The 25,073-nt window shown below is 46.1% G+C and carries 21 protein-coding genes; 19 read left to right on the top strand and 2 right to left on the bottom strand.

The genetic code is table 11. The annotated features are described in order from the left end of the window. Positions 1 to 319: 319 nt before the first annotated feature. Positions 320 to 1,555 (top strand): extracellular solute-binding protein, encoded by a 1,236-nt coding sequence (locus AC2TF5_RS19690; protein ID WP_491298852.1) that lies wholly within the window; start codon positions 320 to 322, stop codon positions 1,553 to 1,555. A 36-nt stretch (positions 1,556 to 1,591) separates the two neighbouring features. Here the strand turns inward: AC2TF5_RS19690 and AC2TF5_RS19685 are convergent, their stop codons facing one another. After that, positions 1,592 to 2,695, bottom strand: coding sequence for a coiled-coil domain-containing protein (locus AC2TF5_RS19685; RefSeq protein WP_491298851.1), 1,104 nt, complete (start codon positions 2,693 to 2,695; stop codon positions 1,592 to 1,594). Positions 2,696 to 2,884: 189 nt separating this feature from the next. After that, a complete protein-coding gene (locus AC2TF5_RS19680) occupies positions 2,885 to 3,121 on the bottom strand; it encodes a DUF2626 family protein (RefSeq protein WP_491298850.1) in 237 nt (78 codons plus the stop codon). Between the two features lie 345 nt (positions 3,122 to 3,466). Here AC2TF5_RS19680 and AC2TF5_RS19675 point away from each other — a divergent pair, with 345 nt between their 5' ends. The 18 genes from AC2TF5_RS19675 (at position 3,467) to mraY (ending at position 25,072) form a co-directional block, all read left to right on the top strand. Continuing rightward, on the top strand, positions 3,467 to 4,117 hold the full coding sequence (locus AC2TF5_RS19675; protein WP_491298849.1) for an RsfA family transcriptional regulator: 651 nt from the start codon (positions 3,467 to 3,469) through the stop codon (positions 4,115 to 4,117). A 134-nt stretch (positions 4,118 to 4,251) separates the two neighbouring features. Then, a complete protein-coding gene (locus tag AC2TF5_RS19670) occupies positions 4,252 to 5,217 on the top strand; it encodes a ketopantoate reductase family protein (protein ID WP_491298848.1) in 966 nt (321 codons plus the stop codon). Between the two features lie 11 nt (positions 5,218 to 5,228). After that, positions 5,229 to 5,603, top strand: a complete 375-nt coding sequence (locus tag AC2TF5_RS19665; RefSeq protein WP_491298847.1) for a DUF3397 domain-containing protein — start codon at positions 5,229 to 5,231, stop codon at positions 5,601 to 5,603. A 148-nt stretch (positions 5,604 to 5,751) separates the two neighbouring features. Then, positions 5,752 to 7,416 (top strand): peptide ABC transporter substrate-binding protein, encoded by a 1,665-nt coding sequence (locus tag AC2TF5_RS19660; RefSeq protein WP_491298846.1) that lies wholly within the window; start codon positions 5,752 to 5,754, stop codon positions 7,414 to 7,416. A 207-nt stretch (positions 7,417 to 7,623) separates the two neighbouring features. Continuing rightward, complete coding sequence (locus AC2TF5_RS19655; RefSeq protein WP_491298845.1) at positions 7,624 to 8,556, top strand: ABC transporter permease; 933 nt, start codon at positions 7,624 to 7,626, stop codon at positions 8,554 to 8,556. Between the two features lie 4 nt (positions 8,557 to 8,560). Continuing rightward, positions 8,561 to 9,511: an ABC transporter permease gene (locus tag AC2TF5_RS19650; protein WP_491298844.1), complete on the top strand. Its 951-nt coding sequence runs from the start codon at positions 8,561 to 8,563 to the stop codon at positions 9,509 to 9,511. A 13-nt stretch (positions 9,512 to 9,524) separates the two neighbouring features. After that, positions 9,525 to 10,520 carry an ABC transporter ATP-binding protein gene (locus AC2TF5_RS19645; protein ID WP_491298843.1) on the top strand — a complete coding sequence of 332 codons (996 nt, stop codon included), beginning with the start codon at positions 9,525 to 9,527 and terminating at the stop codon, positions 10,518 to 10,520. Continuing rightward, complete coding sequence (locus AC2TF5_RS19640; protein ID WP_491298842.1) at positions 10,517 to 11,455, top strand: ABC transporter ATP-binding protein; 939 nt, start codon at positions 10,517 to 10,519, stop codon at positions 11,453 to 11,455. Before AC2TF5_RS19645 ends, AC2TF5_RS19640 begins: the two co-directional genes overlap by 4 nt. A gap of 287 nt (positions 11,456 to 11,742) precedes the next feature. Next, positions 11,743 to 13,374 carry a bacillithiol biosynthesis cysteine-adding enzyme BshC gene (bshC, locus tag AC2TF5_RS19635; protein WP_491298841.1) on the top strand — a complete coding sequence of 544 codons (1,632 nt, stop codon included), beginning with the start codon at positions 11,743 to 11,745 and terminating at the stop codon, positions 13,372 to 13,374. A gap of 80 nt (positions 13,375 to 13,454) precedes the next feature. Continuing rightward, positions 13,455 to 14,723 (top strand): adenosylhomocysteinase, encoded by a 1,269-nt coding sequence (locus AC2TF5_RS19630; RefSeq protein WP_491298840.1) that lies wholly within the window; start codon positions 13,455 to 13,457, stop codon positions 14,721 to 14,723. A gap of 218 nt (positions 14,724 to 14,941) precedes the next feature. Next, a complete protein-coding gene (gene mraZ, locus AC2TF5_RS19625) occupies positions 14,942 to 15,379 on the top strand; it encodes a division/cell wall cluster transcriptional repressor MraZ (RefSeq protein ID WP_422660368.1) in 438 nt (145 codons plus the stop codon). 55 nt (positions 15,380 to 15,434) lie between these two features. Next, entirely contained in the window at positions 15,435 to 16,388 is a 954-nt protein-coding gene (rsmH, locus tag AC2TF5_RS19620; protein WP_491298839.1) for a 16S rRNA (cytosine(1402)-N(4))-methyltransferase RsmH, read from the top strand. A 35-nt stretch (positions 16,389 to 16,423) separates the two neighbouring features. Beyond that, entirely contained in the window at positions 16,424 to 16,846 is a 423-nt protein-coding gene (locus AC2TF5_RS19615) for a cell division protein FtsL (protein ID WP_491298838.1), read from the top strand. Between the two features lie 21 nt (positions 16,847 to 16,867). Beyond that, a complete protein-coding gene (locus AC2TF5_RS19610; RefSeq protein ID WP_491298837.1) occupies positions 16,868 to 19,099 on the top strand; it encodes a penicillin-binding transpeptidase domain-containing protein in 2,232 nt (743 codons plus the stop codon). 88 nt (positions 19,100 to 19,187) lie between these two features. Further along, the gene (locus AC2TF5_RS19605) at positions 19,188 to 21,134 is read left to right on the top strand and encodes a stage V sporulation protein D (RefSeq protein WP_491298836.1); all 1,947 of its coding nucleotides are present in this window, start codon (positions 19,188 to 19,190) and stop codon (positions 21,132 to 21,134) included. A gap of 65 nt (positions 21,135 to 21,199) precedes the next feature. Beyond that, positions 21,200 to 22,687, top strand: coding sequence for a UDP-N-acetylmuramoyl-L-alanyl-D-glutamate--2,6-diaminopimelate ligase (locus AC2TF5_RS19600; protein ID WP_491298835.1), 1,488 nt, complete (start codon positions 21,200 to 21,202; stop codon positions 22,685 to 22,687). Continuing rightward, complete coding sequence (locus AC2TF5_RS19595) at positions 22,687 to 24,102, top strand: UDP-N-acetylmuramoyl-tripeptide--D-alanyl-D-alanine ligase (protein WP_491302944.1); 1,416 nt, start codon at positions 22,687 to 22,689, stop codon at positions 24,100 to 24,102. Before AC2TF5_RS19600 ends, AC2TF5_RS19595 begins: the two co-directional genes overlap by 1 nt. Before the next feature lie 4 nt (positions 24,103 to 24,106). Then, positions 24,107 to 25,072 carry a phospho-N-acetylmuramoyl-pentapeptide-transferase gene (mraY, locus tag AC2TF5_RS19590; protein WP_491298834.1) on the top strand — a complete coding sequence of 322 codons (966 nt, stop codon included), beginning with the start codon at positions 24,107 to 24,109 and terminating at the stop codon, positions 25,070 to 25,072. The last annotated feature ends 1 nt before the right edge of the window (position 25,073 follow it).

Below are 25,073 nucleotides of genomic sequence, written 5' to 3'. Positions count from 1 at the left end.
ATGATGTCTCAAAAGTATTTAAATGAATATTAGGGACATTTCTCAGAATAAGCAGAAGCAGGTCGCCCGAGGAATTTATCCTTGGGTGACCTGCTTGATTTTATGGTAGCAGGAATCGCCGGAATCCTGGATTGTTCTTCTGTCCCTCGGATTTCAGGGATCGGAAGAATAATCCTCATTCTTAGTGATGCCTAGAGCTAAGAATCTTTAGTTCTTCTAATATAGTAAAAAATGGTCTTGTTATCTACAAAAAAAGGTAGGACAAGAGCCCTATGAGTCTGGTAAAATAAGGGCAGAGCTCAAGAAGAGAGGAGAAGGGATGAAACGAAAAAATTATTGGTTTCTTTTTGCCATATTACTTCTTTCTTTAACCAGTCTATCTCCGAGCTTTGAATTTACTAAACATATAGGCAGTGATCCTCCTGGCAAAGAACCTGTCCCGCCATCACAAAAGCCTGATACACCGGAGAGTGACTTGGGACCAATACAAATTGCTGTTCAGATGGACGATGCTGAGCTCGATACACTTCATCAGATGAATGAACAATTCATGGAGAAGACAGGTGCAGAGGTTGAGATCATTCCTTTGGAAACGATGGGTTCTAGTGAGGAATCTCTTATTGAAAAAATGAGCCTTGGCGAAGGCCCTGATGTTCTATTCATTGACAGCCACTGGATCAAATCGCTCGCGGTTAAGGGTTTTTTACTCCCAATAGACGCTTCACAGGCTGTTGTGCCTGATTCTCAGCTTTTAGGGGGCTTGTTATCGTCTGTTCAGTGGAACGGTTATCAGTGGGGGATTCCGTTTGATATGGATCCTTATGTACTTGTTTGGCAAGCGGATGAAGAAACGGCCTCTGAGCTACCATCCAGCCGTAAGAGTTGGCAGGACTTCAAGAAAAGCATAGAGAAAAAACCTGTGTTTGTTTTGGATCCGGAAGATCCGTATGCATTTGCGGCTGTTGTAAGTGCACTGAGTGGTGATCCTGCAAGACCGGACAAAGAGATATTGCGCATGCTGGCTCCTCCTGCGGGTGCTTCATGGCTTAAGCTGACAGATGACAGAGCGGCTCTGATGGAGGAGATAGAAGGCGATAACGCTTCTGTCGCAGTAGCAGCTTATTCCGTCTTTAGGAAGGACCCTCCTGAGGGATATCGTTTTTGGCTTCCAGACTACAGCACGCAAAAACGTAAACCTGTTGTTCGTTCCCGAAGTGTTGCTGTAACCTCTCAAAGTGAGTCATCTCAGCTTGCAATGTCCTGGATTTCTGAGATGACATCGAAAGAAATGGAGCGTAAATGGGCTGAAAGTACAGGTAAATTACCGGCGGTGTCCGATTTTTACAGCACTACTGACAGCGCTATCAATCCTTTGGAGAGCTGGAAAGAATCTTTGGACCGGCTTCGAGCGCTATTGGAACGTGAAGAAGCTGTGGAACTGAATTTCGGACGCGGGGACGGTTTTTTAATGTATTCGAGGTCAGTGAGTGACCTTTTGAACGGTCTTATGACTGTAGAAGAGTTTCGGGGACAGTATAAGGTTTCATCTAAATAATTCAAGAAAAGCTGCCGAATTCGGCAGCTTTTCTTCTCAAATGTCGAGCTCAAGTTTAACAAATAGGACCTTATTGTTAGTGCTAACCTCTGTTGCTTTTAGGAAGGAAATAAGCTGTTTGGGATAAAAGTTCATATCAAACTCGTTCTGGAGTGCTTGCCGAGTCGTATCAGGCAGTTCGAGCCGATTAAATACAAGTTTGTCGATCTGAAACATAATAGCGTTCTCGGGATCATTTATGATGGTGTAGCGACCTTCAATGAGAAGTGATAAGTTCCCGCTTTCTCCCTCGGCAGATATTTTTCCATCGTCAAAATGAAATGCAAAGGTGTTAAACAATTCATCCTCTGATCGTAAAAATTCATTTAAATCATCTTCATGAATGTTAATCGTATATTCTTTTCCGTTCGTCTTAAGCATATTCTTGCTGCCTTGGATAAAGGTAGGGAGGTTATTCATCGCACCAGCCAGAGCCTGAAAGTGGCGTTTAACCTCATAGATACCGACGTTTTCCCAATATAACGTAAATTCCTCGATTAACTTAGCCATAGCCTGGGGATTGCTGCTGGAAGCAAGAGTTCCATTCACCTGTTCCTCCAGTGCCAGTACACGCGCTCTCTGTTTGACAAGGTTATCTTTAACTTCCGTCAGCTGGGCTGCATTACGGGAAGCTTTCGTTTGGGCAGATACAAGCTCTTGATACTGTTGATTGTAAGCTCTTAATATGGCTTGGTCATTTTGTATGATCAGATCGTAAAAATCCAGTATTCTGAAAAATCCGGTTAAACTTTGTGCAGATAGAAGCAGGTTGAGCAGGCTTTCACGTTCTCCCATATAGTAAGCCCTTAGAACGATACCGGCCTGTTCTTGGCGTTCTTGGATCTGCAGTTCGATGTTTGATATTTTGGTCTCCAGAGAGCTTTGGATTTGTTCAAGCTCTTTTTGTCTCTTTCCGATTCGTTCGATCTCATGATCGATTTCCACAATAGATAAGCTGTCCTCAAGCAGCTTTCGTGCCTCTTCCGAGTCGACTGCTGTCGTCTCTGGAATAGCAAATGCGGTTTTGGGACCTAGAGCGGTACCAGTGATAAGCAGTATACAGAGGAGAATTATGTATAGGCGTGGTTTAAGCGCAATCAAACGGGTATCCCCCTTGATAATAATGTCTGGTTCCTCAGGAATACGCAATCCCTTTATTTTAACCAATATATGACGTGTAGGGCTCAAATATCAACCCTTGTCTTATTTTTTCAGTATGTAAGCGCATTAAAAAAGCGACCGGCAAAAGCTGCCTGATCGCTTTTTTGTCTGTTTTCATAAGCTGGGATGTTAGAGCGGTGAGCCCATTTCGAAGATCGTCCAATAGCTAAAACCGGTAAAGGTCACGATCATATAAGCCCAGAAGAGAAGAATATAGGTTCTCTCCGTGAAGTTCAAATATCCCAGGATCACGAAAAACGCAGTCTGCAGGAAGAAGAGCAGAGCCATTTCAACCAAGCCCCCGGCGAAAGCCATCAAACCGATGGTCAGTGTGAAAAAACCGAGTACTCGAAACATGCGTGCCACGATCATATCCTCCTCTCATATGTACAGACAATGCTTATTGCTATGTACATTATAACGTCATGGTAAAATCGTGTAAATGTCTAACTGGCGAAATCAAGCTGAAATTTTGAAGAAATGTGATTTTTGTACTTGAAATATGGAACGAAATCGTATTTTTACTACAAATCGCACTGCAGGTGTATGTTCTGTAATTAAAATGGAAATACATTTTAGTATCAAATAGATTCTATGAACTCTATGAGAGGCATAGGAATGAATTAAGCAGCTTTTATACCCTATTCAGCAACCGAGTAGTGCGGTATTGAAGACGGTTATTTTAGGATGTCGTTAGGAGGGTTTTATGGTATGTCAGCAGTGAGACAGGATGCATGGAGCGCAGAGGATGATTTGATTTTAGCGGAGGTGACCCTTCGTCACATTCGGGAAGGCAGTACACAGTTAGCAGCATTTGAAGAGGTCGGAGAACGGATTGGCCGGACTTCAGCTGCCTGTGGTTTCAGGTGGAACAGTTGCGTTCGCAAGAAATACGAGGAAGCGATTAGTTTGGCGAAATCTCAACGTCAAAAACGAAGCTATTACAAGAAACAGCCAACATCTGCAGGACCTCAAGTGGCAGGTTTGGTCCATGTTGAATTTGAGCAGGAGAGCTATAAGAGTGAGGGAGCCAGTGAAGAAACACTGTCTATCGATGCGGTAATCCGGTTCCTCCGCCAATGGAAGGGTGGACTGCAGGAAAGCGGACGCCAGTACAAAGTGCTTGAGAGAAATCTACGTGAGAAGGAAGAAGAGCTGGCTAAACTCCGAGGGGAGAATGCTCGTCTATTGAAAGAAGTTAGTGAAGTGAAGACAGACTATCATGTCGTTAATGATGACTACAAGGCATTGATTCAAATTATGGATCGGGCTAGAAGACTTGCTTTCTTAAATGAAGAGGAAGAAGAGCTTAAGACCCGTTTCAAAATGGATGCAAACGGTAATCTCGAACGAATTGAATAGCCTGAAGAAGGCATAGGCTTATAACCCGCTCTACGCGCATTATGGATGCGCCGGAACGGGTTATTTGTATGGTCCTAAATGTTCTGATATATACTAGAGGGTGTTATGACATACATGGGCGGGGGAGTTAACAAATGACCATTCATATTATTGGCGCAGGTTCATTGGGGTTGTTATACGGAGGCAGACTTGCTGCCAGCGGAGCGGATGTAACTTTTTGGTGCCGCACCAAGGAGCAGGCTGAGCAGCTGCGCTCAAACGGAATTACGGTTTTAAGGGAGCAAGATTCAATTCATGTTCCGTCTGAATCTTTCCAGACAGAGCCAATCTCAAAATATCATGAGCTTGGAGGGGCGGATGAAGATGATTATATATTTCTGATGGTCAAACAGACGGTAATAACCAAAGTAGTTGAAGAACTATTTTCTCCTTATTCATCGAAACACCGGAGACTCCTTTGTTTTCAGAACGGCACCGGTCACATGGAAAGGTTAAGACGACAGCTGCCTGCCTGGACGTTGTATGCCGCAGTGACGACTGAAGGTGCAAAGCGAAGTGGACCTTCGGAAGTTATACATGCCGGACAGGGGTCAACCTGGGTTGGACAAGCCGGGGCTTCTTTTTCGGATGATGAGAAGGCAGATCCTTCTGAGGGAACCCAATCTGAAAAAGCGCTCGCTGTTCAGCTGAAAAGAGCAGGATTTGAAGTTTTTTTGTCGAAAGAATTGGATACCATGATCTATCGGAAATTGTTGATGAATGCCGTGATCAATCCGTTGACCGCCTTATGGAGGATTCCGAACGGGGAGCTTATGAAATCTGAGGATCGTATGCGTCTGATGAGGGAGCTTTATGAAGAAGGTATTGCTGTATATTCGGCTTGCAGCATACCCTGGGAGACCGACCTGTGGGAGCAAATACTTCAAGTATGTCAAGCCACTTCGGGTAACACGTCCTCGATGCTCAAGGATGTCTTGGAAGGACGTACGACAGAAGTTTCATCGATAAACGGAAGTATAGTCCGTATGGCGGAACGTGTTGGTGTATCCACACCGGTCCACCGTCTTATATGGCGGCTGATAGAAGGTATTCATGTTTAGGAGGCGTGAGAATGGATCTTCTCATTTTTTTGAGTGTTGTACCCGTCATACCTTTCATTCTGGTTTACTTTATCGTTTCTCTGCGCAAGAAAGACAAGAAACAGGCGATAAGACTTGCAATGGATGTAACTACTGTGTTTTTATTAATCTCCGTATCCGCTCTGTTTAATATCTTGTTCCAAACCAAATTCGGGTTTTACTTAATTCTTCTTCTGCTCCTGATAACGGCGGGATTGATCGGAGGGGCTCAAAACCGTTGGAAGGGGCAGGTTGACGGAAAGCGATTGCTGCGTGCCGTTTGGCGTTTAGCATTTGTAACGATGAGTATAAGTTACATAATTTTTACTTTTTTTGGATTGGTCCTTAACATATTTAAAGTCATGTAAGGGAATAGTATCATGAGAAAACTTTTACAATCATGTGTCAAACGCCTCGCAGGGAGATATTTCTGGGGGGCTTTTAATAGATTTTTTTGACCACTGGTTGTATAATCGGTAAGCATATACCTAAAATCTATGAGGGGGAAACTGCAAGATGAAGAAACACAAAAGCCTTTTACTACTCTTGACGCTGATTCTTGCCATCGGTACGGTGTTGGCCGGATGCGGATCCAACAACAAGAACGATGACCAGAGCGCCAACGGTGACAACGGAAAACCTAGAGAGCAAGTTTTCCGTATGAATTTCGCTTCCGAGCCTCCTACATTGGATCCGGGACAATCTCAAGACAATGCGTCCAACACGGTTATTAACGCTGTGTTCGAAGGTCTCACTCGTAAAGGTACTGACGGTGAACCCGTACCTGCCGTAGCTGAGTCATGGGAAATTTCTGAAGACGGTCTGAAATATGTCTTCACACTACGCAAAGACGCTAAGTGGAGTAACGGCGATGCTGTAACCGCGAAAGACTTTGAATTCGCATGGAAACGTGTATTGGATCCAGAGTTCACACCTGCTCCTCCGTATGTATACCAACTGTATTACATTAAAAATGCAGAAGCATACAACCTTGGCGACATTAAAGACGCTAATGAAGTAGGCATTAAAGCAACTGACGACCATACTCTCGAAGTTACGCTTGAAAATCCTACTCCGTACTTTCTAAATCTGATGTCTTTCCAAACGTATTACCCAATTCATTCATCTGCGAAGGATAATGATAAATGGGCAACGAAAGCGGAAACGTTGATTGGTAACGGCCCTTTCAAAATGTCTAAGATGACCAAGGGACAAAAAATTGAACTGGTCAAAAACGATCAGTATTGGGATAACAGTTCCGTTAAATTGGAAAAAGTAGTAATGAGCATTGTAAATAGCTCTGCTACAGAACTTTCAAGTTACCGGAATAATGAGCTGGACTATGCAGGACAGCCAACAGGTAGTATTCCTACCGACCAGCTGAACGCTGTGAAGAAAGAGCTTCCAGAAGAGCTGAATATTAAAGGTATCTCCTCTACGTATTTTTATGTTTTCAACACGACTGCAAAGCCTTTTGATAACGTGAACATACGTAAAGCTTTCTCGATGGCATTAGATCGCAAAGCGATTACTGAGAAGATCACAATGGCTGGAGAAATCCCGGCTTTCGGTTTTGTTCCACCGGGTATCCAAGGTGAAAAAGAAGAGTATCGTACAGAAGTACCTGATACGTATTTCGAAGAAAATCTGGATGAAGCCAAAAAACTGCTTGCTCAAGGTATGCAGGAAGAAGGCTATACTACACTGCCTGAAGTTACGCTGATCCATAACTCCGATGATCGCCATAAGAAGATTGCACTTGCAGTTTCCGATATGTGGAAGAAAAATCTTGGTGTAGAAGTTAAGGTCCAAAACCAAGAGTGGGGCGTGTTCTTGAAAAATCGTCAAAATCTCGATTTTCAAGTCGCTCGTTCAGGTTGGGGTGCAGACTATAACGATCCTATGACATACATTGATATGTGGACATCGAAGAGCGGTAACAATGACAGCGGATTTAAAAACGAAGAGTATGACAAGCTTGTAAAAGAAGCTTACAGTTCAAGCGACAATGCAAAGCGCATGGAAATGATGGCAGATGCTGAAAAAATTCTGGTTCAGGATAATCAAGTAGTTTTGCCGTTGTTCTACTATTCCAGCGTATCGTTGGTTAAACCTTGGGTCAAAGGTCTTACTCTTGATTACAAAGGTGATATTGATTTCACACGTGCATACATTGAGTAGCCATTCGTAGAACTTTGTAAGAAAGACTACTGCTCGGGATATATATGTGGGGATACGCCTCATATATATCCCGATTTTTTGTATTGATCGAATATTTCCAAATCTTGTTTTGTTTGGTGGAACTTATAGAATTGATTATTCGTTCTAGTGTTGTTTACAATAGAACTAGACTTGGCATAGAACAACTATCAACTAGGGGGATGCGGGATGCTGAGGTATGTAGCGAATAAGTTTTTTTACATGCTTGTATCGTTATTCATACTGATCTCAGCCACTTTTTTTCTCATGAAAGCCATACCGGGAGATCCGTTTATGGGAGAAAAAAAGCCTTCGCCTGAAATATTGGCGAGGCTGATGGAACAGTATGATTTGGATAAACCGATTTTTCAGCAGTACACGAAATACTTGGGAAATATAGTGCAGGGTGACTTTGGACTGTCCATGAAACAGCAAAACCAAAGCGTTACCGATATCATTACAGAAACATTCGCTCCATCCTTGAAACTAGGTCTAATAGCGATTGTTGTTTCTGTCATTGTTGGCGTACTGTTAGGTATGCTGGCAGCTCTATATCACCGCAAACTGATCGATAACGTTGCGATGATTGTTTCCGTATTGGGTATTGCGGTGCCGAGCTTCGTACTGGCTTCCTTGCTTCAATATGTTTTGGCTGAAAAGGCAGGACTGTTTAACGTTATGGGCTTTGACGGCCCGCTAGATTATGTTCTTCCGGTAATGGCATTGTCTGCCCAACCGATTGCATTTATCGCACGCTTGACCCGTTCAAGCATGCTTGAAGTATTGCATTCAGACTATATTAAAACCGCTAAAGCAAAAGGCTTAAACTGGTTTGCTATTATGTTCCGTCACGTCATTCGTAACGGTATTCTGCCAGTCGTAACCTATGTTGGTCCAATGACGGCAAACGTTATTACCGGCTCGGTTGTTATTGAACAAATCTTTGGTATCGGCGGTATCGGCAAACAGTTTGTGAATAGTATTACAAACCGCGATTATACAGTAATCATGGGGATTACGATTTTTTACGGAATCTTGTTGATGCTTGCTCGTTTCTTGACGGATATTGCCTATGTACTCATAGATCCGCGTATTAAACTGAGTGGCGGGAAGGAGGGCTAACATCATGACGACAGAACAGACGATACCGAATCCCGCGGTACAAAACCTGAAGCCTGAAGATTTCCAAAAGATTGGCATAGATGAGAAGCAATCCGAAGTCATTCAGCGAGAAAGCTTATCGGCTTGGCGTGACTCATGGGAACGATTGCGCAAGAACAAGCTCGCCATGACCGGTTTAATTATTATGATATTGATCACTATTATGGCCATCATCGGCCCGATGATCTCGAATTTTGATTATGAAACAAATGATCTCATGAATACGAATATGCCTCCTTCTTCGGAGCACTGGTTCGGCACCGACGATTTGGGACGTGATATGTTTGTCCGTACGTGGATGGGCGCACGTATCTCTTTGATCGTCGGACTTGCGGCGGCCGCAATTGACCTTATGATTGGTGTCATTTACGGCGGCGTAATGGGTTATTTCGGCGGTCGTGTCGATGAGTTCATGAATAAATTCGCAGAGATTTTGTACTCGATACCTTATCTCTTGGTTACAATTTTGCTACTGGTCGTATTTGAACCAAGTTTAGGTACGATCATACTTGCCTTAACGATTACCGGTTGGATTAACATGTCATGGATTGTGCGGGGAGAAATTATGCAGCTGAAGAGTAGGGAGTATGTGCTGGCCTCACGTTCTATGGGTGCTGGCGCTCCAAGGCTGTTGTTCCGTCATTTAATTCCTAACGCACTTGGTCCCATTATCGTTACGTTGACTCTGTCCGTACCGAATGCGATCTTTGCTGAGGCTTTCCTAAGCTTCCTTGGCTTGGGTGTCCAAGCGCCGGTCGCTTCATGGGGCTCCATGATTAACGATGCTTTGTCCGGCTGGATGTACTATCCTTGGCGGATGCTGTTCCCAGCCCTCTTTATCAGCTTGACGATGCTCGCATTTAACATTTTCGGTGATGGCCTGCGTGACGCACTCGATCCGAAACTGAAGAAATAGGAGGTGGGAAGGTATGGAACCAATTTTGCAGGTTAAAGACCTCAACGTTTCGTTCCGTGTACGCGGCGGTGAAGTTAAAGCTGTTCGCGGTATGAATTTTGAAGTTGGCAAAGGGGAGACGGTTGCTATTGTTGGTGAATCCGGCAGCGGTAAAAGTGTTACCGCCCAGACAATCATGCGTCTGATTCCGTCCCCGCCATCAGAAATTAAAAAAGGAGAGGTCATTTTTCAAGGTCAAGACCTTCTCAAGAAAAGTAATAAACAAATGGAAGCGATTCGTGGTAAAGATATCGGAATGATATTCCAAGATCCGATGACTTCCCTGAATCCTACGATTAAAATAGGTAAGCAAATTACCGAGGTGCTTGTTAAACATCAAAACATGTCTGCGAGCGAAGCGAAAAATCAAGCTATTGAAATGCTCAAGCTTGTTGGTATAAAAAACGCAGAAGAACGTTTCAGCCAATATCCGCATGAGTTTTCCGGTGGTATGCGTCAGCGTGCCATGATCGCGATTGCGCTTGCATGCAATCCTTCACTGCTAATTGCGGACGAGCCAACAACCGCACTTGACGTAACGATCCAGGCTCAAATTATGGATGTCATGAAAGACATGCAGGAGCGTTTGGGCACATCCATCATTCTGATCACGCATGACCTTGGTGTTGTAGCCGGTATGTGTGATCGGGTTATCGTTATGTACGCTGGAGAGGTCGTAGAGACAGGAACGAAGTGGGAGATTTTCAAAAATCCTAAGCATCCTTACACTAAGGGACTACTTCGCTCCATGCCGCGTTTGGACCAGAAGAAGGATGAGCCGCTCATCCCGATTATCGGTACACCTCCCGATCTTATTAAACCTCCGGCGGGCTGTGCGTTCTGCGCCCGCTGTGATGAAGCGATGAGAATTTGCGAACGAATTAGTCCGGGTACAACAGAGTTCAGCGATACGCATGTGGCGCGCTGCTGGAACCTTCATCCAATGGCAGGGGAGGCTCAGTCATCATGAAGAGCAACAACCTAATTGAAGTAAATGGATTGAAAAAATATTTTAATGTCGGAAAAGGCAATATCCTAAAAGCGGTGGACAATCTCAACTTCTACATCCGTGAAGGTGAAACCCTCGGTATGGTAGGCGAATCTGGTTGTGGTAAATCAACTGCAGGGCGGACAATCCTCCGACTGTATGAACCTACTGCCGGAAGCGTAACGTTCAATGGAACAGATATTTACAAGCTGCCGCCGAAAAAAATGAAGGCGATGCGCCGTGATATGCAGATGATATTTCAGGATCCATACGCCTCATTGAATCCACGTTTTACTGTCACTGACATTATCGGGGAAGCGCTAGATATCCACGGTATGGCCGGTAGCCGTGCTGAACGGAAAAAACGTGTTGAGGAGCTGCTGGATATGGTTGGCTTAAACAGCGACCATGCTACGCGGTATCCGCATGAATTCTCGGGTGGTCAGCGTCAGCGGATCGGTATTGCGCGCGCGCTTGCGGTAAATCCAAAGTTTATTATTTGTGACGAGCCGATTTCGGCACTGGATGTGTCAATTCAAGCGCAGGTTGTCAATCTGCTCCAAGATTTGCAGGACCGCCTTGGTCTGACGTATCTCTTTATTGCGCATGATCTGTCTATGGTTAAGCATATCAGTGATCGCGTAGCTGTTATGTATCTTGGTAAGATGGTGGAGCTTGCAGATAGTGAAGAGTTATATGCGAATCCGATTCATCCATATACGAAGACGCTGCTGTCGGCAATCCCGATTCCCGATCCGGAGATCGAAGCCAACAAGAAGCGCCTGATCATGGAAAATGATATGCAAGGACCGATTTCAGCAGCCAAAGGTGAAGACGGTACCGTTGTCCTTGATGAAAAAGATTCCGAATTAGTGGAAGTTTCTAAAGGCCATTGGGTTGCCAAAGCCTACGCTTAAGGAAGTAAATATGTATTGTGGGGTGTCCTAAAAGTAGATTTTCAGAATTATAACAGGGACATCTTTCAGAAAAAAACCAGGCACTTGAGGATTATATCTTTGGGTGGCCTGGTTGTTTTTGTGTCTACTTCCATTTGACCAATGGGAGCGGCCCAATTCAACGCACCTTTTAAGACAGCTCCTCTCTTTTTCCTTTGACGGAGAACATCAATTTTCGGTACAATCAATAAGGGCTTTAATAAAGTAAGTTGACCGGTTAGGTTGAAGCAGAATAGGAGGCATACCTCATGAATATAGTTCCGGAGCCATTATCCAGCGGATCGCTTCTGGCACAGGATTACATTGGTCACTTCGAGCAAGTGAGCGGTTTTTATGGTGGCAATCATCGTGATGAACGCAGCTGGGAGCAGCGTGTACAATGGCTGGATCATACAGAGGAGAAACGAATCAGCCGCAAAGCACTGGTTGCCAGTCTTCGGTCATATAATGAAAAATATAATCAGCATGATGCGGTACATAAATCTCTCGATTTATTAGAGCAGGATGGTACCTTGGTCATTACCGGTGGACAGCAGAGTGGTCTGTTTACCGGACCTATGCTTGTTGTGCATAAGGCGATTACCATCGTTCAAGCAGCCCGGGAGGCTGAGAAAAGATTGGGACGGCCAGTTATTCCTGTATTTTGGATTGCTGGGGAAGACCACGACTGGGATGAAGTAAATCATACGTACGTTTTGTCAGCAGATCTTGAGGTGACCAAGATTAAAATAGATGGCGACGAAGGGTCTCGAACGTCTGTAAGCTCCACCCCGGTTGAGGAGGGGCAATGGAAGCAGGCGTTGGATGAGCTTCAGCACTTGCTTCAGGACAGTGAATTCAAACCGGAAATAATGAATTTACTTCGTCAGTCCGCAGAGACTTCTAACGGGCTTAGCGACGCATTCGCCAAGCTTATGGGAACGCTGTTTGGTAAGTATGGTCTGGTTCTTTTGGATTCCGCCGATCCATGTCTTAGGTCCCTAGAAGCTCCCATCTTCGAAAGACTAATCAGACAAAATGAATCTCTAGGTCAATCGTACCAGTTAGCGTCTCGTGACATAACAGGCCTTGGCTATGAGCTACAGGCGGATGTTCCTGTGAACGGTGCGAACTTGTTCTACCTGTTTGATAATAAGCGGCTTCTTCTATTTAGAGAAAACGGAGTTTTTGCAGATAGAAGAGGTTTCGTCTCTATGACGGAAGCCGAGCTGCTCGCAGAATTGGTGGAGCATCCGGAGCGATTCAGCAACAACGTGCTTACGCGGCCGCTTATGCAGGATTCTCTGCTGCCTGTACTTGGAACGGTATTAGGACAAGGTGAAATTTCCTATTGGGCCATCACAAGGTATGCTTTTGCAGAGATGGGGCTTGAAATGCCGCTGATCTTGCCACGGATGTCTTTTACTCTTATCGAAAATACTTCCCAGAAGTATATGGAAAAATATAAATTGACGTTTCAGGATATATATGTAAATCTTGAGGATAAGCGTCAAGAATGGCTGTCGGGTCAAAACGGGCTCGACTTGAACCAGCGCTTCCGGGAGACAAAGGAGTCTTTCAACCAGCTTTATGAGCCTTTGTTACAGGACTTAAACAGTGTACAACCGGGACTGACAAAATTAGGACAGAGCAATAAAGATAGAATACTGGCTCAGATGGATTTTCTTCTGAACAAAACAAAGGAGGCGTTGGAACAGCAGCATAGTGCTTCACTAAGGCAATGGGAGCTGCTGAGTCATTCCATTGTTCCTATGGGCCGCCTGCAGGAGAGAGTATATAACATCTTTTACTATTTAAACCGATACGGAATGTCACTACTGGATGACCTTATGGGCATACCTTATGACGATTCCGGTGCTCACCGGGCCGTATATCTTTGATTCATTTTCCCGCACAGGCTTAAGCCTGGAGCTTGGATATGTTATAGTACTGCATAATTCATATATAGGGAGGCTGTATTATGAGTTCATCATCAATTCAGAATAGCGTAATCAAGGATTTGAAATTGGCGCCAGAGGGACATCTGAAAATCGATTGGGTAGAAGCGCATATGCCTGTGCTGAACCGGGTTCGCAAGCAATTTGAAGAGGAACAGCCGTTCAAAGGTCTGAAGGTTGCGATCTCATTGCATCTCGAAGCAAAAACCGCTTATCTCGCTAAAGTTGTTCAAGCCGGTGGCGCCGAGGTTACGATTACAGGAAGCAATCCGCTGTCTACACAGGATGATGTATGTGCGGCTTTGGTGGAGGATGGGATAACCGTTTTTGCCAAGTACAACCCGGAGGCCGAGGAGTACAAGGAACTGCTCGTCCGGGCACTGGAAAGCAAGCCAGATCTCCTGATCGATGACGGTGGTGATCTTGTAACGATTCTCCATGCGGAACGTCCTGATCTGCTTCAGGGCATACGCGGAGGAGCTGAGGAGACGACAACCGGAATTCTTCGTCTGAAGTCGCTCGAAAAAGAAGATGCTCTGAAATTCCCAATGGTTGCTGTGAATGATGCGTATTGCAAGTACCTGTTCGATAACCGTTACGGTACCGGACAGTCTGTATGGGATGGAATTAACCGGACGACTAACCTTGTCGTAGCGGGCAAAACAGTAGTTGTTGTTGGCTACGGATGGTGTGGTAAAGGGGTAGCGATGCGAGCCAAGGGATTGGGTGCAAACGTCATTGTTACCGAGGTTGATGCCATTAAAGCGGTGGAAGCCTATATGGACGGTTTCCGTGTAATGCCGATGGGTGAAGCAGCCAAGCACGGCGATTTCTTTGTGACGGTTACTGGGAACCGCGATGTGATTAGCGGCGAGCATTATGATGTGATGAAAGACGGGGCGATTTTGTCCAATGCCGGTCACTTCGATGTAGAAGTGAACAAGCCAGATCTGGCTTCGCGCGCGCAATCTGTTCGCACCGTTCGTCGCAATATCGAAGAATACCACTTGAAAGACGGACGCAAGATTTATCTGCTCGCGGAAGGACGTCTTGTGAACCTTGCGGCAGGTGACGGACATCCAGCTGAAATTATGGACATGACCTTTGCGCTGCAGGCACTTTCGCTGAAATACGTTAACGATCATTATCAAAGTATCGGCAATCGCGTTGTCAATGTGCCTTATGAATTGGATGAACAAGTGGCCCGATATAAATTAGAAAGTCTTGGTATAGGCATTGACGAGCTTAGTGAAACTCAAAGATCTTATCTGAACAGCTGGGAGCAGCATTAAAACCGCATGGTAACAGGCTTTTTATAAATAACTTGGAACCCTCATTTGAATTCAGATGGAATTCAGATGAGGTTTTTTTTGCCGCGTAATGGAAGTGGTCGCTAAAAAAAACAATAACTTGCTTGAAGGAATTTGATTCTTGATGACGAATCTATTATCCTAAAGTGGTGGAAAGTGGTGCAAAGTGGGGAATCGGGGTTAAGGAGTGAGAGTGCCTGATGTTTATGGGAGAGTTTCAGCATAGCATCGACGACAAGGGAAGGATCATTATCCCGGCAAAATTCAGGGATCTCCTTGGCAGCTCTTTTATTGTAACCCGCGGTTTAGACCAGTGTCTCTTTGTATACCCCACTGAAGAATGGGCCATTATGGAACAAAAGCTTAAATCCCTTCCACTCATGAAGTCGGACGCACGTGCGTTTACCCGGTTTTTTTTCTCAGGGGCGACGGAATGCGAATGGGATAAACAGGGAAGGGTAAATTTGCCGGGCAATTTGCGGGAATTTGCGAAGCTCGATAAGGAATGTGTTGTTATCGGCGTCTCGAATCGGGTGGAGATTTGGAGCAAAGAACAATGGCAGAAGTATTATCAGCAGTCAGAAGAAGCATTCAATGACATCGCTGAAAAGCTGGTCGACTTTGATTTCGACCTTTAATTAATCCGCATTACATAACATGTTGGATGAGTAGACAATTATGGAGGGCTGCAGCTTGTTTCATCACATCACGGTGCTTAAAGAAGAAGCGACAGAAGGGCTGCGCATCAAACCAGACGGTATATATGTTGACTGTACACTGGGAGGGGCGGGTCACAGCTCGCTGATCGCTTCCAAACTGGGTTCAGGGGGCCGTTTGATCGCGCTTGATCAGGACGATTGGGCGCTGGATAACGCAAAAGAGGTTCTGAGTCCATATGGAGACAGGGTTACCCTGGTCAAGACGAATTTCCGCGATTTGGAGGAGGTACTCCGCAGCGAAGTCGGTCTTGACGAGGATGGCCATTCCTATGTTGACGGTATTCTGTTTGATTTGGGCGTGTCTTCACCGCAATTTGATGAGGGGGAGAGAGGATTCAGCTACAATCACGATGCACCGCTCGATATGCGGATGGACCAGTCCGCAGAGCTTACGGCGGCTGAAATTGTGAATGAATGGTCAGAACAGGAAATCGCTAAGATTTTATACGAATATGGTGAAGAAAAATTCTCAAGGCGAATTGCTAGGGTTATTTGCGAAAGGCGGGAAAATAGTCCCATTCAAACGACAGGTCAATTGGTCGATATGATTAAAGAAGGAATTCCGGCCGCTGCCCGCAGGACGGGAGGTCATCCGGCGAAACGGAGCTTTCAGGCGCTGCGAATTGCCGTGAATGATGAACTCGGTGCATTTAAAGATGCACTGCATCAAGCCATTTCATGTCTTGCACCGGGAGGACGGGTTTCCGTCATCACTTTTCACTCCCTGGAGGACCGGATTTGCAAACAAATATTTAACAGTTATATTCCGAAGTGTACTTGTCCACCAGATTTTCCTATGTGCGTTTGCGGTGGAGGTCAAGGAACATTAAAGCTCGTGAATCGGAAGCCAATTGTTCCTAGTGAATCGGAGTTAGCGCAAAATCCCCGCGCACGTTCAGCCAAGTTGCGTATCGCGGAAAAGTTATAACGCACTGAGAAATACAAGAAGAGGAGAATGCAGTCATGGCCTACACACGCGGCAGTTTGGCCGTACAAGAGAGACAGCAGCAACAACCACAGAAACAACAGCCATCTCAATATCTCGAGAAAACGACTGTCATTAAGCGCCGCTCTCAACTGCCCAAAAGAGAAAAGCTTCTCTACCTGATGTCTGTATTGTTTGTTGTCACAGTTACGGGTTGGGTTGGGATGAGCCATGTGAAAGTTTATGATCTGAACCGTCAGATACAGAATGCTGACTCTGATATCCATAAGCTGAACAAAAGCATGGATACACTTCAAGTGCAGAAGCAGACTCTGGAGATGGAGATTGCACAAAAAGCAAAGGAACTTGGCTACGTTCAAGCCGAGCAAGGCGATGCGATACACGTTCCTTCGTCATCTGGCAAATCGGATACATCCAGTGCACCGTCGGGACAAAACTAGAATAATAGTGAGGTTGGACCGATGATTAAAAAAATTAAACTGCGTACATTGCTAATAGGGGGAGTGATTACCCTCTTTTTTCTTGTATTGATAGGACGTATTTTTTGGCTGCAGGTCATTGATAATGATTTTTGGCAGGAAAAAGCCATGGCTAACTGGGACCGTGAGGAGACACTTGTGGCATCCCGCGGCACAATTATGGATCGGAATGGCGATATTCTTGCCATGGATGCGCCGGCATATACCGTCGCTGTAAACCCGAGGGTCATTCAAGCGAATGATCTGGAGGATGATGTCGTTGAAGGTCTTTATAAGGTGTTAGGCAAAAAGGAAGATGAGCTCAGAAAGCTCGTTACTGCCAAAAAGGAAGATGGGAAATACCATGTATACCGTGAAGTCCGCAATGAAGGCTGGAAAATTGATGAAGAAAAGAAGGACCAGGTCATTGATCTCAAAAAGAAGCTTGAGGGAAAGCTTACAGCTGCGGGGAAGGTTGCGGATTCCGGAATCACAATCATAACAGAAAAAAAGCGGTTTTATCCGAGAAACAACTTGGCTGCTCATGTTTTGGGATATACAGACCGTCAAGGAGTTGCCAAGGATGGTTTTGAATATTATTTTGACGATGAACTGAAAGGCGTTAATGGCTTTGCCAAATATCAGAGTGATAAGAAGGGAGTAAAGGTCCCTTCGGCTGACGAAGTTTACCAGCCCGCCATAAATGGGAAAAATTTTAAGCTGACGATCGATGACACAATCCAGTATTATATCCAGGAAGCTATGCGTGAAGCATATGATCAATATAATCCACTCAGCATGACAGTTATAGCTGCCGATCCGAACACGATGGAAATTTTAGGGATGGCGAATATGCCGACCTTTGATCCGAATACATTCAATAATACTCCCGATATGAAGAACTTTTACAATCATGCGGTTAAATCGACATATGAGCCTGGTTCGACTTTCAAAATCGTTACACTTGCTAGCGCAATCCAGGAGAACTTATTCGACCCCGAAGCAACTTATATGTCAGGCTCCATCCGTGCGGGCGGCAGAACACACTGGGATGTAAAGCGTGAGGGATGGGGACCCATCAAATATCTTGAGGGTGTGAAGCGATCCAGTAACGTTGCTTTTGTTAAGCTCGGATATGAAATGCTCGGTAAAGAGCGCCTGAAAAGTTATATTAATGCATTTGGTTTCAGTGAAAAGACAGGAATTGACCTTCCTGGTGAAGTGATTGGTCGGATGAATATGGAGAGAGATATCGACATCTCGACTGTTCCTTACGGCTATGCGGTTTCGGTTACGCCGATTCAGCAGATTGCAGCCATTTCAGCTGTAGCTAACGGCGGCAAGCTGATGAAACCTCAGATCGTGAAACAAAAAGAAGATCCGAATACAGGTGAGATAACAAATATCGAGCCAGAAGTTGTGCGCCAGGTCATCTCTCCGGAGACGGCAAGAAAAACCGGTGAATATCTTGAGCAGGTCGTTGCTGACCAGGAGCAAGGCAGCGGTAGACTAGCATACATCGATGGTTATCGCGTAGCCGGTAAAACCGGAACAGCGATAAAAGGGGATTACAGCGACCGAAACAAAGTAGTTGCTTCCTTTATCGGATATGCTCCTGTGGATGACCCGAAAATCGCCGTGCTTGTCATTATTGACGAGCCGAATGGGCAAATCGGCGGGGGGGCAGCTGCGGCGCCTGTATTCAAAAAGATTGTATCCCAGTCTTTGAAATACTGGGGCGTTCCAAAAACAGAATCTCCAGATGACAAAGCGGTTAAGAAGGATAAACCGGCTGCTGCAGATGTTCGTACAACGCCTAACTTGGTGGGAATGAAGGTCAGCGAGGTTAAAACGAAGCTTCTGGCCGAAGGATTTGCTTTTGAAACCTTAGGGAAAGGAAGCTCGGTAAAGAAGCAGTATCCTCCAGCAGGAGCATCGATGGGAGTCGGTCAGCGGATCTATCTTCTGACAGAAGATGATGCAAAGATGAAGATACCGGATCTGAAGGGAGAATCTCTACGGGATGCCATGGAGGTTCTCACCTTGATGAAGGTGCGCGTCAGTGTCCAAGGTGAAGGCTATGTTGCTGAGCAGAAGGAAGGAACCGAGAACGGCCGCCGTATCGTTTATCTGACACTGAAATCTGCAGAGGATACCGTCAAGGGTGTTGATTCCTCCTCGTCCGGTGATGAAGCAGGAGATGCCAAACCGGATGAAGCAGCTTCCGGTAAGTAATAGCTTGTTCTAACCCCTAGTTGTCCCGAATAATCATGTGATAAACGTAATTCATGAGCTTACGGGTTCGATGGGGAGGGAAGCTTAGTTGAAAGTATCTATGGTATCTCAGCGGAGGAGGCTGCTCTGGGCCCTGCTGCTGCTGTTTCTGCTGTTCGCTGCACTTGTTGTCCGGCTTGCCTACGTTCAAATCGGGGAAGGTGCAGAGCTGTCGGCGAAAGCGGAGGAGTCCTGGCGCCGTAACATTCCGTTTACTGCCAAGCGGGGGGGAATTCTTGACCGCAACGGTGAAGCATTAGTCACGAATATTAGTACACCGACCATCATGGCTATTCCAGTTCAGATCAAGGAGCCGGATAAAACAGCAAAATTATTGGCTTCAAAGCTTGGCATGAACGAGGCTGACGTGAAGAAAATTATTACGAAGCGGGGATCCATGGTAGAACGGCTTAAACCCGGCGGACGAAAAATTACGATGGAGCTGGCTCAGGAAATTCGTGATTTGAAGCTGCCGGGTATCGTTGTTGCTGAGGACAATACGCGCTACTATCCATACGGCGGACTCGCGGCACATATCCTTGGCTTTACGGGTATCGACAATCAGGGTCTGACGGGAACCGAGAAGAAATTTGATGATAAGCTTAGAGGCCTAAATGGGAGTATCTCCTATTTGTCAGATGCCGGCGGTCGGCTGATGCCTGGGTCATCTGAGAAATATATGGAGCCTAGAGACGGACTGAATCTGGAGCTTACCATTGATAAATCCATTCAATCCATTATGGAGCGTGAATTGGATCAGGCTATGGTCAAATACCAAGCGAATGCCAGTTGGGCCATCGCGATGAATCCTAAAAATGGCGAGATCTTGGCCATGGCCAGCCGGCCTGGATATTCCCCGGCAAAGTATAAAGAATTTGAACCGGACATCTATAACCGCAATCTTCCGATTTGGATGACATACGAGCCGGGATCAACGTTTAAAATCATTACGCTTGCTGCAGCATTGGAAGAAGGCAAGGTGAACTTGAAAAATGATCATTTTTATGATTCCGGCGCTGTTGAGGTCGGCGGAGCAAGACTTCGCTGCTGGAAGAGAGGGGGACACGGAAGCCAGACGTTTATGGAAGTCGTTCAGAACTCCTGCAACCCAGGGTTTGTGGCACTCGGTCAGAAACTGGGTAAAGAAACCCTTTTCCAATATATACGTGATTTTGGCTTTGGCACAAAGACAGGTGTGGATCTGATTGGTGAGGCAAACGGCATCTTGTTCAAACTATCGAATGTAGGTCCGGTAGAATTGGCTACAACGGCATTTGGACAGGGGGTTTCAGTTACGCCAATTCAACAGGTGGCTGCGGTTTCTGCCGCCATTAATGGCGGCAATCTGTACCAGCCTCATGTGGCCAAAGCGTGGATTCACCCGGAAACCGGTGAAGTCGTTGATGAAATTAAACCGGAGCCAGTGAGGCAGGTCATCTCAGAAGAAACGTCCAAACAAGTAAGAGAGGCGCTAGAAAGCGTCGTTGCTAAAGGAACGGGTCGTCCCGCTTTTATTGACGGTTACCGGGTTGGTGGGAAAACCGGTACCGCTCAGAAGGTTATTAACGGCCGTTATTCTTCGACCGAGCATATCGTATCCTTTATCGGCTTCGCGCCAGCAGATGATCCGCAGATTGTCGTGTATGCTGCAGTAGACAACCCGAAGGGAATTCAATTCGGGGGCGTCGTAGCGGCACCAATCGTACAGAACATCCTGGAGGATTCGCTACATTACATGCAGGTTCCACAGCGGAAAGATCAGATGGCGCGGGAGTACAGGTACGGGGAAACGCCAACGGTTACTGTACCTAACCTGGTCGGTGCAACTGTTCAGGATTTGTATGAAGATCTGAACATGAACTTCATGCTTGCTAAATCGGGCACCGGAAATGAGGTCATTAGTCAGGCACCGAAGCCGGGAAGCCGGGTGGAACGAGGTTCAACGATCCGGATATATATGGGAAATGCTTCGTCTGAAGATGAGCATGGACACTAGCGGATGCATCCGCTTCACAGTAGAAGGATGCCGACTCTAATGGGCGCATATTTGGAGGGATGACGATGAAACTGAACGAATTGACATCCGTTTTGGCCGCAGCCGTTATCATCGGCGATAGTGAGATTAACGTCTCCGGACTTCAGACCGATTCCAGACAAGTGATTCCCGGGGATTTGTTCATTTGCTTGCCGGGTCATACGGTGGATGGACATGATTATGCAGACGAGGCAGGAGACAATGGTGCGGCAGCCCTTGTTGTAAACCGAAGGTTGGAGACTGCCCTGCCGCAAGTTATTGTGAAGGACTGCCGATTCGCGATGGCGGTGTTGGCTGATACGTTTTATGGCCAGCCAAGCAAGCGCATGACTACAATTGGTGTAACCGGAACGAACGGAAAGACAACGACGACGTATCTCATTGATAAAATCATGAGTGATTATGGTCTGAAAACCGGATTAATTGGCACGATCCAAATGAAATATGACGGCAGGTCGTTCCCGATGTCGGGAACGACACCAGAAGCGCTCGAGCTGCAGCGAAGTCTGAACGATATGGTACAGGCAGGTGCACAGTTCTGCGTTATGGAAGTATCCTCCCATGCTCTGGAACAGGGGCGTGTGAAAGGAACCGATTTCCGGACGGCTGTCTTTACGAATTTGACACAGGATCATCTGGACTATCACAATTCAGTAGAGGAATATAAAAGTGCAAAAGGGTTGTTTTTCTCACGACTCGGCAATGCTTTTGCCAAGGATCCTAAACAGCGAAAGTACGCTGTTCTCAACGCAGATGACAAAGCTTCCGAACAGTTTGCGAAACTGACGGCAGCTGAAGTCATTACATATGGTTTACATGAGAACGCGGATGTACGTGCATCCGGCATTGCAATAACGGCTCAGGGAACTTCATTTCATGTAGATACTTTTCGGGGTAGTACAGATATTTCACTAAAGATGATTGGTAAATTCAATGTGTATAATACGATGGCTGCCATTGCTGCGGCGCTACTTGAAGAAGTACCGCTGCAGGATATCAAAAAAAGCCTCGAATCCGTGCCTGGAGTAGAAGGCCGGGTCGAAGCGGTAGATGCGGGACAGCCATTTGCTGTTATTGTGGATTATGCCCATACACCGGATGGTTTGGATAATGTACTCCGCACCATTAAGGAATTCGCTCAGGGCCGGATATTGACCGTGTTTGGCTGCGGTGGTGACCGTGATACAAGCAAGCGTCCAATTATGGGCAAAATCGCTGCCAGATTGAGCGATATCGTCATTGTAACATCTGATAATCCGAGATCAGAGGATCCTGATCTTATCTTGAAGGATATTGAAGCAGGCCTGTTGGAGGACGATGTTTCTGGGAAACGTTACCAGCTTGTTGTAGACCGCAGGCAAGCAATTAAAAAGGCTATTGAAATGGCAAGCCCGGGAGATGTAGTATTGATTGCGGGGAAAGGTCATGAGACCTATCAACTGATTGCGGGGAAAGTGTTTGATTTCGACGACCGCATCGTTGCAAAAGAAGCGATAAGGGGCAGACAATTGTGATCCAAAAACCATTGCGAAGCATCGCAGCCATGTGCTGCGGTGCGCTTATGCGTAAACAAGATGAAGAAGTTATGATTCAAGGAGTTAGTACGGACTCACGGAAAATCCAGCAGGGCAGTTTGTATGTTCCACTTGTTGGCGAACGTTTTGATGGCCATGATTTTGTAGGGCAAGCGCTAGAGTCTGATGCCGGAGCTATACTGTGGCAAGAGGATCATGGTACGCCACCTGAAGGACCGGTTATCCTTGTTAAGGATACACTGGTTGCTCTTCAGTCGCTGGCTGCTTCCTATCTCGAGCAGAGCGGAGCAAAAGTTGTAGGCATTACCGGCAGCAACGGTAAAACTACGGTAAAGGATATGGTCACAGCACTGCTCGAAACGAAATATAAGGTTCATAAAACACAAGGTAATTTTAACAATCAAATCGGACTTCCGCTTACGGTTCTCGACATGCCGGAGGGAACGAATATTGTCGTGCTGGAGATGGGAATGAGCGGACGCTATGAGATCGAGTTGCTGTCCTCTATTGCCCGTCCTGATACAGCAGTTGTTACGAATATAGGTGAATCACATATGCTGCAGCTTGGTACTAGGGAGGAAATTGCGCGTGCCAAGTTGGAAATTGTTAGTGGTATGAAGCCTGGCGGGCTGCTGATCCATCATGGAGATGAGCCTCTGATTCCTCAAGTGCTTGCCGAGTCCGAAACCAAAAAACCTGACGGGTTACAGACGTTCACTTTCGGGTTGAGTGAAGACAACGACGATTACCCGACAGGCATGATGTTCCATGCCAAGGGAATTATCTTTACCTCCCATCGTCATAGCGGTGAGGGATTCAGTTTACCTCTCCTGGGTCGCCATAACGTAGTAAATGCCCTAGCAGCATTAGCGGTCGCCGAGCATTACGGTATTAGCGAAGAACAGATCCGTGAAGGCCTGGCGGGTCTGCGTCTGACAAGCATGCGCATTGAGAGTATTGAAACTGAGCACGGAGTTACGGTATTGAACGATGCATATAATTCAAGTCCGATTGCTGTCAAAGCAGCCCTGGATGTTCTGGCTGATATGAAAGGCTTCCGTCGGCGGATCGCCGTTCTCGGGGACATGCTTGAATTGGGACTCCGTGAACAGGAATTTCATGCTGAAATCGGGCAGTATGTGTCGCCTGACAAGGTAGATATGGTGTTTACTTACGGTCCTCTATCCATGTATACGGCGGAAATGGCCAAAGTCCGTCTGCCTGAAGGACAGGTAATGGCCTTCACCGATAAAGCAGCATTGATCGAAAGGGTATCGAATGAGGTAACCAATAAAGATGTTGTATTGGTCAAAGCCTCGCGTGGCATGAAACTGGAAGACGTTGTGGAAGCACTAAAAAGCTTGCACGGCGGCAACAACAACGTAAGGGGGTGATTTCATGGACTTTCAACTGTTATTGCTGACGATCGGCGTATCGTTCGTACTTGCTGTCATATCCGCACCGCTGCTTATACCGCTGCTTCGCCGGATGAAATTTGGTCAGCAGGTTCGGGACGATGGTCCGCAAAGTCACCTTAAAAAAGCTGGAACGCCAACGATGGGCGGGGTCATTATTTTATTGGCCTTTACTTTGACTTTTGTGAAGTTTTCTCCGGTTGACATGAACTTTTATGTGCTGCTTGTAGGCACACTCGGGTTTGGTCTGATCGGATTTTTAGATGATTACGTGAAAATCGTGTTTCGTCGTTCTTTAGGACTTACCGCTCGCCAAAAACTGTTTGGACAGCTTTTGTTTGCCGGCATTATGTGTTGGCTCCTTATTTCGAATGGTCATAGTACAGCGATTAGCGTTCCCGGAACTGACTGGGCATTCGATTGGGGCGGCTGGTTTTACTATCCATTTATCGTTGTCATGATGCTTGCGATAAGCAACGCAGTCAACTTTACGGATGGCCTTGACGGATTACTCTCAGGTGTCAGTGCAATCGCTTTTGGTGCATATGCGCTTGTAGCAATCCAGTCTACCTCGTTTGCAGCAGCTTTTTGTGCGGCCGCGATGATCGGGGCTGTACTCGGGTTTCTCGTATTTAACGCCCACCCGGCTAAAGTATTTATGGGTGACACGGGTTCACTCGGAATCGGCGGCGCCATTGGTGCCATCGCCATCGTGACGAAGAGCGAACTGCTGTTTCTAATCATCGGCGGGGTATTCGTGATTGAGATGCTATCAGTCGTGCTTCAAGTGGCTTCTTTTAAAACGAGGGGCAAACGAATTTTCAAGATGAGTCCGATTCACCATCACTATGAATTGTCCGGTTGGTCGGAGTGGCGAGTAGTCATTACATTTTGGGCTGTAGGTCTCGTGCTGGCGGGTCTAGGACTTTATATTAACAAGGGGTTGTAAA

The organism is Paenibacillus sp. JNUCC 34, assembly GCF_058269055.1.
Note: the sequence above shows the minus strand (reverse complement) of the source record. Positions and strands in the feature narration are given on the sequence as shown.